Here is a 15,386-nt window from a genome sequence, read left to right on the forward strand (position 1 = left end):
GGCGCCGCTGGAAGCTTGGGCGGCGTCCGACAACAGGAGCTGACGCGCTATGAACAGCATGCACAGACAGCGGTATCTTCGCCGCCGAACCCGCTGGGGTTATGGCTGGGCCTTGTGGGCGGCGGTGTTGTGGGGCGCATGGTATGTGCCCGGCGCCGCGGTGTGGCACGAGGCGCCGCTGGCCGGGCTGACGCGGGGGCGGCCCGAGTGGTTTCTGATGGCGGCCGCGGTGTTGACGGCCTTTCACGCCTGCCTGGTGGCGGCGTTTCAATTGTTGTGGCTGGCGGCCTTGGGCAAGCTGGCCGACTTCTTCCGCACGCTATGGCGCTTCGGTGGCATTTCCAAGTGGTATTTCCTGGCCGCGGTCTTGGGCGGCCTGATGGCCAATTTCGGCTCATATCTGGCGATGGGTTATGTGGGCGCGGTGTTCGCCGCGGTGGCGGGCCTGTTGTATCCGGTGGTGGGCGCGGCCTTGGCGCGTTTGTGGTACCGCGAGCGGATAGACCGGCGCGCGGCGCTGGGCATCGCGGTCATCGTGCTGGGCGGAGCGGCGATTTACGCGCCGGGCCTGCTTGGGGACCTGAGCGGCGACGGCGACGCGCGCTGGCTGGGCTATCTGGGCGGCGCGCTGGCGGCGCTGGGCTGGGGACTGGAGGGCGCCATCGTCGGACGGGCGATGGATGTGACCGATCCCGATTGCGGGGTGGCGATCCGCTATCTGGCCGAGGCCCTGTATTGGCTGCTGCTGATTCTGCCGGCGCTGGCCTGGCTGACGCCCTTGCCGGTGTATGCGCTGGCCGGCGAGCTGTGGTCGTGGCGGCCTATGCTCTATCTGGCGGTGGGCGGGCTCAGTTTCGCTTTCTGCGCCGTGGCCTGGTACAAATCCTTTCCCTTGATCGGCGTTGGGCGCGGCCAGGCGATCGGCGCTTTCTACGCGCTGTTCGCCACCTTGTTCACCGCCGCGTTCACTTTGAATTTTCCCGAGTGGCATTTTCTGATTGGCTTGGCCCTGGTGATTCTGGGCGGCTTCGTCATGGTGTCGGACAGCGAGCGCCATCCCGGCGCGGTGCGCAATGTGGAGGGCAGGGCGTGAAGGTGCACATCAAGGGTTTTATCCTGCAGGCTTTGGCCAGGCAGCCGGGCTTGTGGGACGTGGATCTGGCCCGGCGCATTTGCCGGGAGTACCACAAACCGGAAGACGCCTACTGGCTGGGCATGGTGAGGGCCTGCCTGGCGGATTTGAGCGCCAGCGGTCTGGTGGTGGCCTTATGCGAGCGTTGGCAGGAGGAGGGCGCGCGCCTGCTGTTCAATTATCGGGTCAGCGAGTTCGGGCTGGAGCGCATGCGGCAGACCGGTTTGGTCTAGATGCCCGCGCAAAGCCTCGCGAGCAAGAGCGAGACAAGACGATAACGGCTAGAAGGCGGAATGTACTCGTGGCGCATGAGCATGTCGAAGACGGGTTCAAGGCCCCGTTCTAGCCATCTCGCCGACGCGCGGCAGACATTGAACCGCTTTTAAGGAGAAGGGCATGTCCGACTATTGGGGTTATGAAGGCGCATCCACGCTGGCGATGGTTGTGATTGTGGGTTTGAGTCTGGCGGCTTTATTCGTCGCCAGGCGTTATGTGAGAACGTTATAGCTCTGAAGGCAGGCCCTGCGCCGCGCGCGCATTCCGTTTTCTCCGCCGCAAGGGCTTGTCCCGCCCTTGCTCTCAGGCTTTGAACCGACTTTACAGTTGCGCGGCGTAGGCTTCCAGCTGCGCCAGCACGTCTTGCGCTTTTTCGCTCAGCTCGCCGGCGCGGGCTTCCTCCAGTTCCTGGCGGAATTGCTGGACATCGCGGCCGGGTCCGCCGTTGAGCTTGGCTTGACGCCATGTCTGCCAGCGTTCTTGCTCTTCGCCGGACAGGGAGCGCGGGAAGTTGCGCGCGCGGTAGCGGAACAAGAGTTCGGCCAGCTGCGGGTCTTCGAAGAAGGCCATCTCGCCGGTCAACTGGTCGGCCGACATGCGGCGCAGCTTGGTCAGCACTTTGCGATCGTTGTTGGAGACGAAGCCGCCGTAGAGATTTTCGTCGACGTCGCGCGGCTCGCCGGTTTCGCGCTTATACACCTTGCGCCAGACCGGGCTCAGATCCGGCAGCGCGCCGGCGTAGTCGGCGTGGCGCTGAACCTGCTCCATGTCCACGCCCCAGTGCGCGGCGCGCTCCGGGCTCAACACCTTGAGGTTGGCGACCACGAACGGCGATTTATTGATGTGCACGGTTTTGAGCGGCAAACGCTGCACGCCTTCCGGCAAATCTTCGCTGCGGGTGTACAAGCGCTCTCGGATGGCGTCCGGGCCCAGGCCTTGCAGTTCGCGAGGGTCGTGGGCCAAGTCCCAGACAATCACCTCGTTGGCGTTGTAGGGGTGGGCCGCCAGCGGCCAGACCACGGCCATATTGCCGCGCTCGGCGCCGTACATGCCGGAAACGTGCAACACGGGTTTGGGCGCGTGGAGGCTGAGCTGGACCTTGACCGCGTCTTTCTTGCGCAGCGACAGATAGAAGTCGAACAGCTTGGGCTGGTGTTGTTTGATCAGGCGCGCCAGCGCGATGGTGGCGCGCACGTCGGAGAGGGCGTCGTGGGCGGCTTCGTGCGCCAGGCCGTTGGCGGCGCTCAAATGCTCCAGTTTGAAGCTGGGGCGTCCATCCTCGTGCTGCGGCCATTGGATGCCGTCCGGGCGCAGCGCGAAGGTGGCGCGGACCAGGTCCAGCAGATCCCAGCGGCCGCATTGGTTCTGCCATTCGCGCGCATAGGGGTCCATCAGATTGCGCCAGAACAGGAAGCGGGTGACTTCGTCGTCGAAGCGGATAGAGTTGTAGCCGACGCCTATAGTGCCCGGCGTCGCCAGCTCGCGTTCGATCACGCCGGCGAATTCGTGCTCGGCCACGCCGTGCTGCAAACACCATTGCGGGGTGATGCCGGTCAGCAGGCAGGCCACCGGAGATGGCAGGTAATCGGGCGCGGGCCGGGCGTAGAGCATGACCGGTTCGCCGATTTCATTCAGCTCGGCGTCGGTGCGGATGCCGGCGAACTGCGAGGGGCGATCCTGGCGCGGCACGGCGCCGAAGGTTTCGTAATCGTGCCAGAAGAAGCTGTGGTTGGACATGGCGGCAACAATGCGGTGAAGTTGGCCGCATTGTCGCACCCATGGCGCGGCAGGGCCAGCCGCGCCGTTCCCCGCCGCTTGTTAATCCATCCACGAGGGCTTGCGCGTTTCCAGCATGGCCTGAACGCCCTCGCGGCCTTCCTCGCTCAGACGGATGGCGACAATGCGCTGGATGCAGATTTCCATGCCGTCCTCTCCGACGCCCAGGCCGGCGATGTCGGCCAGCAGCCGCTTGGCTTCCAGCATCGCCGCCGGGCTGTTGATCAGCAGATGGTTGATCAGGAAGTCCACCGCCATGTCGAGCTCATCGCTTTCCACCACCTGATGCACCAGCCCCAGGCGTTTGGCCTTGCCGGCGTTGAAACGCTCCGCGGTCATGAAGTAGCGGCGCGTCGAGCGCTCGCCGATGGCGCGGACCATATAGGGCGCCACCAGCGCGGGGATCACGCCCAGCTTGACGTCGGAGAAGCTGAACAGCGCTTCGGAGCTGGCGATGGACACGTCGCAGCAGGCGACCAGCCCCGCGCCCAGACCGAAGGCGGAGCCCTGTATCTTGGCGATGGTGGGCTTGGGCAAGGTGTCCAGCGTGCGCAGCAGCTTGGCCAGCAGGCGGGCGTGGCGCTCCAGTTCCTCGCGGCCGAAACCGGCCATCCGTCGCATCCAGTCAATATCATGGCCGGCGGAAAAGCTGATGCCGCTGCCGGTCAGCACCACGGCGCGCACGCTAGCGTCTTCGGCCAGGGTTTCCAGCATCGCGGTCAGCAGGCCGACGCTGCTGTCGTCCAGCGCGTTCAGCAGTTCCGCGCGGTTGAGGGTGATGGTGGCGATTCCATTTGAATCAACGGCAAGCAAAACGGACTCGGCGGTCATTCGGTTCTCCTTGTTCTGATGATGGCCGTTTCAGCCGTGGCCAAAACGGATAATGCTGCGGACAAAGGCGTCCGCGGCCTCGATGTGCAATACATGGCCGGTGCCCGGCAGAATTTCCAGCTGCGCGCCGGGCAGCCGTTCGCGCAATAGTTCGGCTTGATACAAGGGCGTCAGGCGGTCTTCGTCGCCAACCAGTATATGGCAGGGCATGCTCAGCTCGTGCAGCCAGGTGCGCGCGTCGTGCTCGGTGACGCCGGCGATCAGACGTATCACCGCGTCCCAGTCCACCATGCCGGCGATCAGCTTCATATCGTCGAGCATGGCGGCGTTGCTGGCGAGAAATCGGCTGGAAAACAGCCAGGGCACGCTGACCGCGTAACGCAAATCCAGCCCGCCGCTGCGGTTGGCCGCAATCCAGCTGTCGCTGATATGGTTGTTGACGCTGTCGGCCCAGGCCAGCGTGGCGGCCAGCAGCAGCCGCGACACGCGCTCGGGATGACGATGGGCGAAGTGCTGCGCCACCATGCCGCCGTAAGACAAGCCGGTGAGATAGACCTCCGCAATGCCCAAATGATTCAACAGACCGGCGGCGAGGTCGGCTTGTTCGCTGAGCGGATATTTGTCGCCGCCGGGGCGGTCGCTTTGGCCTTGGCCGAGAAAGTCGAAGCGCAATAGCTGGAAGTGCGGTTCCAGCTGCGGCTGCAGCAGGGCCCAGGCGGCGGTGGACATGGTGATGCCGTTGAATAGCGCCAGAACTTGGGCGCCCTGTCCGCTGAGTTCGTAATAGACCTTGTGTCCGGCGATTTCGGCATAGGGCATGGCGGTATTCCTTTGGTCAGGCGTTGCGCGGCGTCAACATGCATGCTTCATTCTAGAGCGCGTCGGCGTTTGCGGGGCAATTTGCTGGCGACGCGGACGCGTGGCGAGGACGCGGCGCCGCGCGCGCCGGTCTGCCTGCGGTGGAAAAGGGTAAAGTGTTTGACGAATTAAACAATGATGGTGGGGTTTTCGCCGCCGGCGTCTTAGGCAAAAGGGCCGGGTTTTCGGGTTTGACCGGCCAGCCTGGGTGAGGCGCGCGCGCCACAGAGGCGATAAATTTTCGAGAGCGTTTGCACTAGATATTGTCAAATTTATTAAACGTGGCATAGGCTTCTGTTCAAGACTAAAACGACAAGGGCGCTCGCCGTCGTCGCGGCCGCCGGGCCGTGTCCGCATTAAGCGCCGTACAGAGGAGACATCATGTTGGCAATAGGCACGGCGGTGGCGGCATGGCCACGCGCTCTCGCGGCGGGACCGCCGGCCGGCGCGGGACGCCGGACGGATTCTTGAACCCATGCGCGCGGGCCCTGGCCGGCGCGATCATCCAGCAAGGCATTCGATTGCCGCCGCGCCGCCTCGAGACGAGGCCCGCGCGGCGGACGCAGCCGGCCCGCGCCGCTGCGGAATTGCAATAGAGGGAACGACTCAATGACGCAAGCTATTGCCGCCAAACCGGCCCAGGCCGCTTTTTCCGCCCACAACGCCCAGGCCGCCGGAACCCAGGCCGACGCCGACAAGGCTTATCTGCGCATTGCCGGCGTACTGAAAAAGTTCGGCGATCATGTCGCGGTGGATCATGTGGATCTGGATATCCGCAGAAATGAAATCTTCGCCCTGCTAGGCAGCTCCGGCTGCGGCAAGTCCACCTTGCTGCGCATGCTGGCGGGCATGGAGACGCCGACTTCTGGCCGCATCATCCTGGACGGGGAGGACATGCAGGGCCTGCAGCCGTACGAGCGGCCGGTGAACATGATGTTCCAGAGCTACGCCTTGTTTCCGCACATGACGGTGGAGCAGAACGTGGCGTTTGGCCTGAAACAGGACAAGGTGCCGCGCGAGGAGATCGCGGAGCGGGTGGGCAAGATGCTAGATCTGGTGCAGATGCGCAAGTACGCCAACCGCAAGCCGCATCAATTGTCCGGCGGCCAGCAGCAGCGGGTGGCGCTGGCGCGCAGCCTGGTCAAGCGGCCCAAGCTCTTGCTGCTGGACGAACCTCTGGGCGCTCTGGACAAGAAGCTGCGCCAGCAGACCCAGCTGGAGCTGGTCAATACCATCGAACAGGTGGGCGTGACCTGCATCATGGTGACCCATGATCAGGAAGAGGCGATGACCATGGCCAGCCGCATCGGCATCATGAGCGAAGGCTCCTTGTTGCAGGTGGGCACCCCGTCCGAAATTTACGATTACCCCAGCTGTCGCTTCACCGCGGAATTCATCGGCGAGAGCAATATTTTCGAGGGCGCGGTGGTGGTGGACGAGCCGGACCTGGTCGAAGTGCGCTCGCCGGAGCTGGGCGGGGACATCCGCATCGACCACGGGATTACCGGCCCCAAGGGCATGCACGTCTGGGCCAGCATTCGGCCGGAAGACGTGAGGCTGGACATCAAGCCGTTGCCGGCGGGCCCCAATGTCGCCGCCGGCGTGGTGGAGGACATCGCCTATCTGGGCAGTTATTCCATCTATCACGTGAAACTGGCCAGCGGCAAGGTCGTCAAATCAGTGGTGCCGTCTTCGCGCTGGTATGATGCGGGCGAAACTGCGCCGACCTGGGGAGATCCGGTCTTCGTCAGTTGGCGCCAGGATGTACCGGTGGTGTTGACGCGCTAGCGCCCACGCACGCGCCGCAGCGGATGCCGCATGGCATCCGCTTTTTCTTCTCTTTCCCGAGGCGTTTGGTCCGCCCGGCTTTGGCCGCCATTCCTGTTTTCATTGAGAGGTCTTCATGCTTAGCTTTGCCCATCAGGCTCACGCTCCATCCTATTACGCCGCCACCGCTCTGCCCTGGGAGCCCGGGGCGGCGCTGGAAGGCGTCGTCGACTGCGATGTCTGCGTGGTGGGCGGCGGGCTGGCGGGCTTGTCGGCGGCGCTGAATCTGCGCGAGCGCGGATTCTCCGTGGCGCTGCTGGAGGGCGCGCAAATCGGCTTCGGCGCCTCGGGGCGCAACGGCGGACAGGTGATTTCCGGATTCGCTTGCGGCGTCGACACGCTGCGCGCGCAATTGGGCGACAGCCTGGCCAAGCAGATGTGGGACATGTCGGTGGAGGCGGTGGACATCATCGAGCAACGGGTGCGCCGCCACGGCATCGATTGCGATTGGCGGCGCGGCTATGTCAGCGTGGCGGTCAAGCCGCGGCATATGCAGGAGTTGGAGGACTGGCAGCGAGAGGCGGCGCAGGCCTATGACTATGGCGGCATGCAGCTGTGGGACCGGGACGAACTCAGGACCCGGCTGGCCAGCGATCGCTACCAGGGCGGGCTGTACGACCCGCGCTCCGGCCATCTGCACCCATTGAACTACACGCTGGGCCTGGCCCGCGCCGCGCGCGAGGCGGGGGTGGCCATTTACGAGCAAAGCCCGGCGCTGCGTCTGAAGCGGGGGGCGCGGCCGCAAGTGGCGACGGATCGGGGCGTGGTCAATTGCGACCAGCTGGTGTTGGCCTGCAATTCCTACATCGGCGCGCTGGTGCCTGAGCTGGAACGGCGTATCATGCCGGCCGGCACTTATGTGATCGCCACCGAGCCCTTGGGGAAGGAGCGGGCCGAGGCCTTGATCGCCAACGATATGGCGGTGTGCGACACCAATTTCGTGCTGGATTACTATCGCCTGTCCGCCGACCACCGCTTATTGTTCGGCGGCAAGGTCAGTTATTCCGGACGCGAGCCGGCCCATTTGGCCGACGGCATGCGCAGCGATATGCTGCGGGTGTTTCCGCAGCTGGCCGACGTCAAGATCGACTATGCCTGGGGCGGTTTTTGCGACATCACGGTGAACCGCGCCCCTGACTTTGGCCGTTTGGACGGCAATGTCTATTATCTGCAAGGCTTTTCCGGGCACGGCGTCAACATCACCGGCCTGGCCGGCAAAGTGGCGGCGGAGGCGGTGGCCGGAGACGCTTCGCGCTTCGACCTGTTCGCCAAGATTCGTCATAATCCCTTCCCCGGCGGCAAATGGCTGCGCACGCCGGCCTTGGTGCTGGGCATGGCTTATTTCCGGATGCGGGATTATTTATAAGCGGGCGCCGCCGCGCCGCGGACCCTGGGCAGCCTTCGCGCTGCCTTTTTATTTTTCAGGTGGGGTCCAGATAATCGTAGCCGCCCCAATCCAACGCGTAGGCGGTATGGTTGTCCGCAGTGCGGACGGGTTTGAGCAAGCCGTTTTGCTGCATGTAGACTAGGTGCTCGTGAACGTCGGCCGCGCTGTATTCGCCGCCGGATTCGCGCGAGAGCGCCTGAAACAGTTTGTGTTCGTCCAGATACTGGATGTGCATGGTCTGCAGCAGGCGTAAGGTGCGGAAAATCAAGGTTTCATTGCGGGTCATGACAGCGGATATTTTATTTTTATGACTATTCATTTATCTGACACTTTAGTTTGGCGCGTCAAGAAATATGACATTATTGTTTCAAGGGCGGGGCATGACGCCGGAGCGCCCTGATTCGCCTTGCATCGCCGTGTGTTCCACCGCGGTGGGCGACGATATCTGCCGCGGCTGCGCGCGCAGCTTCGACGAGATCTCGCAGTGGTGCTTCATGGACGCGGAGGAGCGGGAGCGGGTGTGGTTGCAGCTGCCGCTGCGTCAGCGCGGATTGAAGATCGCCGCGGTGTTCTCCTGCCTGCCGGAGCTTCATCAGGGCGAGGACGGGGGCGAGTGGATGAGCGTGCCCTGCCTGCCCTTGTGGTTCCGCATGGAGGGGAACTGCCTGCGTTGGCTGCGGGCGGGAGAGCCGGCGTGTCAGCGCGATTGCGCCGGCTGGAGTCCGGCGCAGGTGGCCGCCTTTTTGCGCGAGCAGGCGGGCGTTGAATAGAACGAGGGGAAGGCGATGGCGCAGGACAGTTCTTTGACCGAGTTTTGGGATGTGCGTTATCGCGACGGCGTGACGCCTTGGGAGGGCGCGCGGCTGAGTCCGGAGGCCCTGGCGTTTTTCCAAGCTCAGCCTGCCAGTCGAATCTTGCTGCCCGGCTGCGGCAGCGCTGGAGACTTGCCTCTGTTGCTGGACTGCGGCCATCAGGTGCTGGCCGTCGATTTCAGCGCGCAGGCGGTGGAGATCGCTCGCGCGCAGTGGCCGCAGGCGGCCGCCCATATTCGGCAGGCGGACTTTTTCGCCGTTGAGGAAACGCCGTCTTTCGACATGGTGTTCGAGCGGGCCTTTCTCTGCGCGTTGCCGCCCCGCCTGCATGCCCGCTATGCGGAAAAGATGGCGCGCTTATTGCGCCCCGGCGGCGCGCTGCTTGGAGTGTTCTTTATCGCGGACACGCCGCGCGGCCCGCCGTTCGGCTTGGGCATGCCGGCCTTGAGCGCTTTGCTGGAGCCGGCTTTCGTGTTGGAGAGTTGCGCGCCGCAGGCGGAGGGCGTGCCGGTGTTTGGCGGTCGGGAGTGCTGGATGGTGTGGAGAAGGCAACACGGAAACGGGGATTTGTAATACATTGACATGGCCTATTTGATGATAATCAATAGTCAGCCAACTATTCCAAAAACAAGGCCGCTATCGCTTAGCATGGCTGACTGAAGTCAATAAACAACAATAATTCTAGATAACAGCGACGGGCGGGCCCGAAGCGCCGGAGGGCGCGGGGCCGGCACCAGCCGCTGAACGGGATTGCGGAGCAAGAGGAGAAGTCATGCAGTGGTTCTGGCGCGTGTATACCCTGGTGGAAAAGACTTTCTGGGATACGTTGACCAAGAAATTGTGCAGTTTCTTTTTCATCAGCGTGTTTCAGCTGGGCATGGTGGCTTATGTTTATTATGTGCTGGAAAACATACGGAGTTCGCTGAAAGGGCAGGTCGCTTCGCCCCAGGTGTTGGCCGGCATCGAGTCCAGCATCGACGGCGCGCTGTTTTGGACGATGGCGCTGTGGGCGGTCAGCGTCGCTTTCATCGCCTTCATGGTCTGGTATCTGCGCTTTCTCATCGTCAGACCGCTGAAAATGATTATCCGGATTTTCAATGAAATCGGCGCCGGCGAGGGGGATCTGTCCAGAGACATTCCCACCATCACCCATGACGAAATCCGCGAATTGTCGCTGTCGTATAACCGTTTCCTGCTGAAAATGCGCGAGATCATCAGCAATGTGCGGCTGATGACGGTGCGGATCGCGATGGATTCGGCGCGCACCCGCAAGAACGTGGTCGAATCGCTGGAGGGCGCGCGCAAGCAGGATCAGCTGGCGACGCAGGTCCGGGCCGCCAGCGATCAGAGCACCGAGGGCGTGGGCCAGGTCACTGAGCAAACCCAGGCGATCTCGTCCACCACGCTGGCCAATCTGGATGTGGCGCGGGAGTCCTACGCCGAACTCAAATCCGTGGCGGAGAGCATCTACGGCATCAACCAGAAAGTGGGGCATTTCAATCACACGGTGGATGATCTGAGTCAGCGCTCCTCCAGCATCAAGACTATTGTCGATCTGATCAAGGACGTGTCGGACCAGACCAATCTGCTGGCCTTGAACGCCGCGATAGAGGCGGCGCGGGCCGGCGAGAGCGGACGCGGTTTCGCCGTGGTGGCCGATGAGGTGCGCAAACTGGCCGAGCGAGTCAAAAAGGCCACCGACGAGATTTCGCATAATATCGACGGCATGTTGGGGCTGGTGTCGGAAACCCAGGTGGAAACCGCGCAGATCACCGAGGACACCAAGTCGGCGCGGGAGATCGTCTCCAAGGCGTCCGACCATTTCAGCAAGATGATGGGAGACTTCGAAACCACGGCGAGCAGTCTCAGCCAGATCGCCGCCACCATGTCGGAGTTCGTCGCCTCCAATGGCCAGGTCAATCTGCATGTGGCGGAAATCCACGAACTGGGCCATCAGGTGACGGACCGTCTGAACCATACCGAAGACTCGGCCACCAAGTTGTCCGGCGCGGCGGAGCAGGTGCAGCAACTGGTGGCGCGCTTCATTCTGGGCGAGGGCGAGTTCGACCAGATCATGCAAACGGCCCGCGAGGCGCGGGATGAATTGCAAACCATGATGGCCGCGCAACTGGCCGCGGGCGTGGCGCTGTTCGATCAGAATTACCAGCCCATCGCCGGCGCCAAGCCGGCCAAGTTCCGCACTCAGTACGACGCCAAGCTGGAAAAACTGATGCAGCCGGTGTACGACCGCGCCGCCAAGTCCGTGCCCGGCGGCGTGTTCTGCCTGGCGGTGGACACCAACGGCTACGCGCCGACCCACAATAGCTGGTATAGCCAGCCCTTGAGCGGAGATGCGGCCAAGGACCTGATCAACAGCCGCGACAAGCGCAAGTTCGCCGATGCCGCCGGTTTGCGGGCCGCGCGCAGCACGCAGTCTTTCCTGCTGCAGACGTATACCCGCGACACCGGGGAGGTGCTGTCGGAAGTGGTGCTGCCCATCATGTTGTCCGGCAAGCATTGGGGCGGCTTTCGCCTGGGCTTCAACCCGGAGCAGCTGTTGGAGGCGCTTGGGCGCGGAGCCGCTCGGACTTGAAGCGGGGCAGGTCGGCAGGAAAGCAAAACGGAGGCCGCGGCCTCCGTTTTGTTTTGAGCGTTGCCTCAGATCTGCAACGGGCTTAGCAGGGTGATAATGCCCAGGCCGGCGAACAAGAGCGCGGCAACGGTGTGCACCAGCTTTTGCGGCAGCTTCTTCGCGGCCACCTCGCCCAAGAGCACCGCGGGCACATTGGCCAGCATCATGCCCAGCGTCGTGCCGGCCACCACCAACAGCAAGGCCTCGGGAAAGCGCGCGGACAGCGCGACGGTGGCCAGCTGCGTCTTGTCGCCCATTTCCGCGATAAAGAAAGCGATACAGGTGGTGCCGAACACGCCGAAGCGCTCCATGAGCCGGCTGTCTTCATCCAGCTTGTCCGGAATCAGCATCCAGCCCGCCATGGCGAGAAAGGAAAGACCCAAGCCCCAACGCATGAAGTCCGGTCCTATCTTGCTCATCAGCCAGTGACCCACCGCGGCGGCGGCGAAATGATTGAGCAAGGTGGCGACGAAGATGCCCAGAACGATGGGCATGGGTTTGCGGTAGCGGCCGGCCAGCATCAGGGCGAGCAATTGGGTTTTGTCGCCGATTTCAGCCAAAGCGACGATGCCGGTGGAAATAAGGAAGGCTTCCATGAAAACTCCGGGGGCTGCGCATACGCCATGACAAGCCCGCGCCGCAGCCCCGCGTTGCGCAGACATGTCATGGGTCTTGCCAAACGGAAGTTTTCGTCGCATGCGCCATGGCCGCGATGGCCAAGCCTGTTGACGCATGCCGGCGCTGAAAACCGCGCCGAGGCTACTCCCCCAGAACCAGCCGATTCTAAATCAGTTGGCGTAGCGGGGCAATCTCCGCTCTTAGAGTTGAGACGTGCACTGCGGGCATCGAGAAGCTTTTTCCGGAATGCTGGACACGCAGAACGGGCATTCCTTGGTGGCGGGGGCCGGTGCGGCGGCCGGTTCTTCGCGCTTCAGCCGATTGATGGCCTTGACCAGCATGAAGATGGCGAAAGCCACGATGGTGAAGCTGACCATGGCATTGATGAACAGACCGATATTCAGCGTGACGGCGCCGGCCTGTTTGGCCGCGGCCACGGACACATAAGGCCCAAGCTGTTTGCTGCCTTCTTTTAGCACGAAGAACATATTGGAGAAATCGACGTTGCCGATCAACAGGCCGATTGGGGGCATGATCACATCGTCGACCAGCGATTTGACGATGGCGCCGAAAGCGCCGCCGATGACGACGCCGACCGCCAGATCGATGACATTGCCTTTCATGGCAAATTCTTTGAATTCTTTAATAATGGACATGGTTGGCCTCTGTTTAAATAGCGTTAAGCATTATAGGACATTCGGTCGCCGTCGCTCCACCGCGGGTCTTTCTATCAGGCGGCTGAGCGTGAGCGGACGGGCAGGCTGCCAAGCAAGGCGCCGCCAAGAATGAGCACGATGGCGGTCAGAGCGACGGCGTTCAATTGACCCTGGCCGCTGCCTATCAGCAGCAAGGTGGACAGCAGCGGCGTGGCGTAGGACAGGGAGCCGATCTGCCTGGGGTCGCCTTCCTTCAGCGCGCGGTCCCATAGAAAGAAGGCGCCGCCCATCGGCCCGATGCCGAGCAGGATCAGGGCCAGCCATTGGCCGGCGCTGGGGGCGACGCTGGGTTCGAACAGGGCGTGACACAGCAAGGAGAGCAGGCCGGACAGCAGGCAGAAGCCGCCCACCGCGCTATTGGGAAAGCTGGGCAGCCTGCGGGTCAGCAGGCTGAAGGTGGACCACACCACGGCGGCGGCGATGGCGAGCAGATAACCGGCGAGATGGCTGCTGGACAAGGCGAGCTTGCCCCCGCTGACGATCAGCGCTGCGCCGCTGAAGCCCAGCGCACCGGCCAGGATGTGGCGGCCATGCAGCACGGTGCCCGGCACCAAGATGGGGGAGAGCATGACGATCAGCAGCGGCCACAGGTAATTCAGCAGATTGGCTTCCATCGCCGGCGCGTGCCGAAACGCGAAGAACAGCAGGAAGTGATAGCCGAACAAGCCGTAGATCCCCACCAGCAGGGTGGGCGCCGGGACTTTCCAGTCGCGGTAATGGCGCAGGCTGAGCAGGCTGCCGATCAGCAGGCAGACGCCGACGACGAAGAAAGGGGGGAGCGAGCGTGTTTGAGCGCCAAGCGCGGCCAGAGAGGCCCAGAGCAGGATGGCGCCCCCGGCAAAGGCAATCGGTCTGGAAATCATTATTATTCCAATGGGGAGGGTGGGCCGATTGTAAAACGGAAGCGAAAATGGAAAAAGCCACAATCCAGAGATTGTGGCTTTTGAAATTTTGGCTCCCCGAGCAGGGCTCGAACCTGCGACCTGCGGATTAACAGTCCGTCGCTCTACCAACTGAGCTATCAGGGATCATAATGCGGTGATGCGGGCTTGTTTTGGCTCCCCGAGCAGGGCTCGAACCTGCGACCTGCGGATTAACAGTCCGTCGCTCTACCAACTGAGCTATCAGGGAATGGAAAACAAGCAATTCTCAAACTGGGCCGGAGTGGCTCCCCGAGCAGGGCTCGAACCTGCGACCTGCGGATTAACAGTCCGTCGCTCTACCAACTGAGCTATCAGGGATTTGAGTGAGGGCGAACTATAGCTTCAGCCTGTCGGGCTGTCAACACTTGCGCGGCTGAAAATCGCTTGCGTCCGTCGGGCGGCTTGGACGCGGCGTTGACGCCCGCAATTCACCGCTGGCGAAGGGAGGCGGCGGCGCGTTAAAATTTCGTTTGTTGACAATGCGGGAATAGCCGCGTTTTTGAGGTGGGTTAAATGAATCTGGACGGTAAGCTCAGGCTGGATGCGCGCGCGGAGCGGGCAAATAAAGATGCGGCGGAAATGAATGTTCATTTGCGGCAGTTGGAGTCTTTGCGCGCAGGCGCCGCAATATCGGTTCTGGATAAGCATAAAATCATCCAGGTGGCGGGAGAGGACGCGGAGGCCTTTTTGCAAGGGCAGCTTTCCAGCGATGTGCGGGAGTTGTCGGACGAAAGCCATGCCCAGTACAGCAGTTACTCTTCAGCCAAAGGGCGAATGCTGGCCAGCTTCCTGGTTTGGCGGAGCGACGGCGTTTATTGCCTGGCGGTGTCGGCGGATCTGGCCGAATACGTGGCCAAGCGCCTGAGCATGTTTGTCTTGCGCTCCAAGGTGAAGGTATCCATTGCGGATAATCTGACCTTGATTGGCCTTGCGGGCGCGACGGCGCTGAATACGCTGGCCATTGAGCCGGCATTGGCGGCAAGCGTTGGGCCGCGTGAAATGATTCGAGTGGAATTGGGCCTGTTGATAGGCCTGCCCGGGGCGGGCTGGGTGCTGGCGGTGGATGAAGCCGGCGCAGAGCAGCTTGGCGCAAGGCTGACGGAGGCGGCGAGCCTGGTGTCCTCCAGCGTTTGGGACTGGCGGGATATTGACGCGGGCATCCCTTGGGTCAGCCTGGCGACTCAGGAGCAGTTTGTGCCGCAAATGGCGAATATGGAATTGATTGGCGGGGTAAGCTTTAAGAAAGGCTGTTACCCGGGGCAGGAAATCGTCGCCAGGTCGCAGTATTTGGGGAAAATGAAGCGCCGCATGTTCAAAGTGGCATTTAAACAGCCGCTCGCCATCGGTGCCAAACTCTATAGCCCGTCCGTGGCGGGGCAGTCGATTGGCATGGTGGCTGCGGTTTGCCAAGTGGCGCCGGATCAATATGAAGGCTTGGCCGTGGTTCAATTTCAAGCCTGGGAAGAAGGTATTTACGCTGACGAGGCGTACACAATAAGGCTTCAACAACTGGAGCTGCCCTATTCCTTGAATGAGGGGGCTGAGAATTAATTGATAATTTCTGTTTTGTTTCCTTGACTTGAGTGGAAAGGCTTGGC

The 15,386-nt window shown here is 62.4% G+C and carries 15 protein-coding genes, 3 tRNA genes and 1 riboswitch; of the genes, 8 read left to right on the top strand and 10 right to left on the bottom strand.

The window, feature by feature from the left end; translation table 11 throughout:
• Positions 1 to 49: 49 nt before the first annotated feature.
• Together AB1Z25_RS05150 and AB1Z25_RS05155 are read left to right on the top strand one after the other, a co-directional pair.
• Complete coding sequence (locus AB1Z25_RS05150; protein ID WP_486636729.1) at positions 50 to 1,093, top strand: DMT family transporter; 1,044 nt, start codon at positions 50 to 52, stop codon at positions 1,091 to 1,093.
• Complete coding sequence (locus AB1Z25_RS05155; protein ID WP_486636730.1) at positions 1,090 to 1,365, top strand: hypothetical protein; 276 nt, start codon at positions 1,090 to 1,092, stop codon at positions 1,363 to 1,365. Before AB1Z25_RS05150 ends, AB1Z25_RS05155 begins: the two co-directional genes overlap by 4 nt.
• Before the next feature lie 364 nt (positions 1,366 to 1,729).
• Here AB1Z25_RS05155 and sbcB read toward each other — a convergent pair whose 3' ends face one another.
• The 3 genes from sbcB to AB1Z25_RS05170 form a co-directional block, all read right to left on the bottom strand.
• Positions 1,730 to 3,145: an exodeoxyribonuclease I gene (gene sbcB, locus AB1Z25_RS05160; protein ID WP_486636731.1), complete on the bottom strand. Its 1,416-nt coding sequence runs from the start codon at positions 3,143 to 3,145 to the stop codon at positions 1,730 to 1,732.
• 81 nt (positions 3,146 to 3,226) lie between these two features.
• Positions 3,227 to 4,015, bottom strand: coding sequence for an enoyl-CoA hydratase-related protein (locus AB1Z25_RS05165; protein ID WP_486636732.1), 789 nt, complete (start codon positions 4,013 to 4,015; stop codon positions 3,227 to 3,229).
• Positions 4,016 to 4,045: 30 nt separating this feature from the next.
• Complete coding sequence (locus tag AB1Z25_RS05170) at positions 4,046 to 4,834, bottom strand: alpha/beta fold hydrolase (RefSeq protein WP_107798398.1); 789 nt, start codon at positions 4,832 to 4,834, stop codon at positions 4,046 to 4,048.
• Positions 4,835 to 5,482: 648 nt separating this feature from the next.
• Between AB1Z25_RS05170 and AB1Z25_RS05175 the strand changes: the two genes are divergently transcribed.
• Positions 5,483 to 6,661, top strand: coding sequence for an ABC transporter ATP-binding protein (locus AB1Z25_RS05175; protein ID WP_107798400.1), 1,179 nt, complete (start codon positions 5,483 to 5,485; stop codon positions 6,659 to 6,661).
• A 115-nt stretch (positions 6,662 to 6,776) separates the two neighbouring features.
• Entirely contained in the window at positions 6,777 to 8,066 is a 1,290-nt protein-coding gene (locus AB1Z25_RS05180) for an NAD(P)/FAD-dependent oxidoreductase (protein WP_486636733.1), read from the top strand.
• A gap of 55 nt (positions 8,067 to 8,121) precedes the next feature.
• On the opposite strand, the gene AB1Z25_RS05185 is transcribed toward AB1Z25_RS05180, so the two are convergent.
• On the bottom strand, positions 8,122 to 8,373 hold the full coding sequence (locus tag AB1Z25_RS05185; protein ID WP_107798402.1) for a hypothetical protein: 252 nt from the start codon (positions 8,371 to 8,373) through the stop codon (positions 8,122 to 8,124).
• A 94-nt stretch (positions 8,374 to 8,467) separates the two neighbouring features.
• Between AB1Z25_RS05185 and AB1Z25_RS05190 the strand changes: the two genes are divergently transcribed.
• The 3 genes from AB1Z25_RS05190 to AB1Z25_RS05200 all read left to right on the top strand — a co-directional run bounded on the left by AB1Z25_RS05190 (position 8,468) and on the right by AB1Z25_RS05200 (position 11,492).
• Positions 8,468 to 8,857 (top strand): DUF1289 domain-containing protein, encoded by a 390-nt coding sequence (locus AB1Z25_RS05190; protein ID WP_486636734.1) that lies wholly within the window; start codon positions 8,468 to 8,470, stop codon positions 8,855 to 8,857.
• A 15-nt stretch (positions 8,858 to 8,872) separates the two neighbouring features.
• Complete coding sequence (locus AB1Z25_RS05195) at positions 8,873 to 9,472, top strand: methyltransferase domain-containing protein (protein WP_486636735.1); 600 nt, start codon at positions 8,873 to 8,875, stop codon at positions 9,470 to 9,472.
• Positions 9,473 to 9,671: 199 nt separating this feature from the next.
• Positions 9,672 to 11,492, top strand: coding sequence for a methyl-accepting chemotaxis protein (locus AB1Z25_RS05200; protein WP_486636736.1), 1,821 nt, complete (start codon positions 9,672 to 9,674; stop codon positions 11,490 to 11,492).
• Positions 11,493 to 11,557: 65 nt separating this feature from the next.
• Here AB1Z25_RS05200 and AB1Z25_RS05205 read toward each other — a convergent pair whose 3' ends face one another.
• The 6 genes from AB1Z25_RS05205 to AB1Z25_RS05230 all read right to left on the bottom strand — a co-directional run bounded on the left by AB1Z25_RS05205 (position 11,558) and on the right by AB1Z25_RS05230 (position 14,106).
• Positions 11,558 to 12,127 (bottom strand): TMEM165/GDT1 family protein, encoded by a 570-nt coding sequence (locus tag AB1Z25_RS05205; RefSeq protein ID WP_107798406.1) that lies wholly within the window; start codon positions 12,125 to 12,127, stop codon positions 11,558 to 11,560.
• 1 nt (position 12,128) lies between these two features.
• A riboswitch (yybP-ykoY riboswitch) is annotated at positions 12,129 to 12,311 on the bottom strand.
• A 38-nt stretch (positions 12,312 to 12,349) separates the two neighbouring features.
• Entirely contained in the window at positions 12,350 to 12,805 is a 456-nt protein-coding gene (gene mscL / locus AB1Z25_RS05210; RefSeq protein WP_107798407.1) for a large conductance mechanosensitive channel protein MscL, read from the bottom strand.
• A 74-nt stretch (positions 12,806 to 12,879) separates the two neighbouring features.
• Complete coding sequence (locus AB1Z25_RS05215) at positions 12,880 to 13,728, bottom strand: DMT family transporter (protein WP_486636737.1); 849 nt, start codon at positions 13,726 to 13,728, stop codon at positions 12,880 to 12,882.
• 89 nt (positions 13,729 to 13,817) lie between these two features.
• A tRNA-Asn gene (locus AB1Z25_RS05220) sits at positions 13,818 to 13,893 on the bottom strand.
• Positions 13,894 to 13,920: 27 nt separating this feature from the next.
• A tRNA-Asn gene (locus AB1Z25_RS05225) sits at positions 13,921 to 13,996 on the bottom strand.
• Between the two features lie 34 nt (positions 13,997 to 14,030).
• Positions 14,031 to 14,106, bottom strand: a tRNA-Asn gene (locus AB1Z25_RS05230).
• Positions 14,107 to 14,301: 195 nt separating this feature from the next.
• On the opposite strand from AB1Z25_RS05230, the gene ygfZ reads away from it, so the two are divergent.
• The gene (ygfZ, locus tag AB1Z25_RS05235) at positions 14,302 to 15,339 is read left to right on the top strand and encodes a CAF17-like 4Fe-4S cluster assembly/insertion protein YgfZ (protein WP_486636738.1); all 1,038 of its coding nucleotides are present in this window, start codon (positions 14,302 to 14,304) and stop codon (positions 15,337 to 15,339) included.
• Positions 15,340 to 15,386: the final 47 nt, after the last annotated feature.

The sequence above is a fragment of the Chromobacterium sp. HL1 genome (genome assembly GCF_057418835.1).

Coding starts and splice junctions, on each gene's coding strand:
- AB1Z25_RS05185 (WP_107798402.1), bottom strand. CDS start 8,373: ATGACCCGCAATGAAACCTTGATTTTCCGCACCTTACGCCTGCTGCAG.
- AB1Z25_RS05205 (WP_107798406.1), bottom strand. CDS start 12,127: ATGGAAGCCTTCCTTATTTCCACCGGCATCGTCGCTTTGGCTGAAATC.
- AB1Z25_RS05165 (WP_486636732.1), bottom strand. CDS start 4,015: ATGACCGCCGAGTCCGTTTTGCTTGCCGTTGATTCAAATGGAATCGCC.
- sbcB (WP_486636731.1), bottom strand. CDS start 3,145: ATGTCCAACCACAGCTTCTTCTGGCACGATTACGAAACCTTCGGCGCC.
- AB1Z25_RS05180 (WP_486636733.1), top strand. CDS start 6,777: ATGCTTAGCTTTGCCCATCAGGCTCACGCTCCATCCTATTACGCCGCC.
- AB1Z25_RS05170 (WP_107798398.1), bottom strand. CDS start 4,834: ATGCCCTATGCCGAAATCGCCGGACACAAGGTCTATTACGAACTCAGC.
- AB1Z25_RS05200 (WP_486636736.1), top strand. CDS start 9,672: ATGCAGTGGTTCTGGCGCGTGTATACCCTGGTGGAAAAGACTTTCTGG.
- AB1Z25_RS05215 (WP_486636737.1), bottom strand. CDS start 13,728: ATGATTTCCAGACCGATTGCCTTTGCCGGGGGCGCCATCCTGCTCTGG.
- mscL (WP_107798407.1), bottom strand. CDS start 12,805: ATGTCCATTATTAAAGAATTCAAAGAATTTGCCATGAAAGGCAATGTC.
- AB1Z25_RS05175 (WP_107798400.1), top strand. CDS start 5,483: ATGACGCAAGCTATTGCCGCCAAACCGGCCCAGGCCGCTTTTTCCGCC.
- ygfZ (WP_486636738.1), top strand. CDS start 14,302: ATGAATCTGGACGGTAAGCTCAGGCTGGATGCGCGCGCGGAGCGGGCA.
- AB1Z25_RS05190 (WP_486636734.1), top strand. CDS start 8,468: ATGACGCCGGAGCGCCCTGATTCGCCTTGCATCGCCGTGTGTTCCACC.
- AB1Z25_RS05150 (WP_486636729.1), top strand. CDS start 50: ATGAACAGCATGCACAGACAGCGGTATCTTCGCCGCCGAACCCGCTGG.
- AB1Z25_RS05195 (WP_486636735.1), top strand. CDS start 8,873: ATGGCGCAGGACAGTTCTTTGACCGAGTTTTGGGATGTGCGTTATCGC.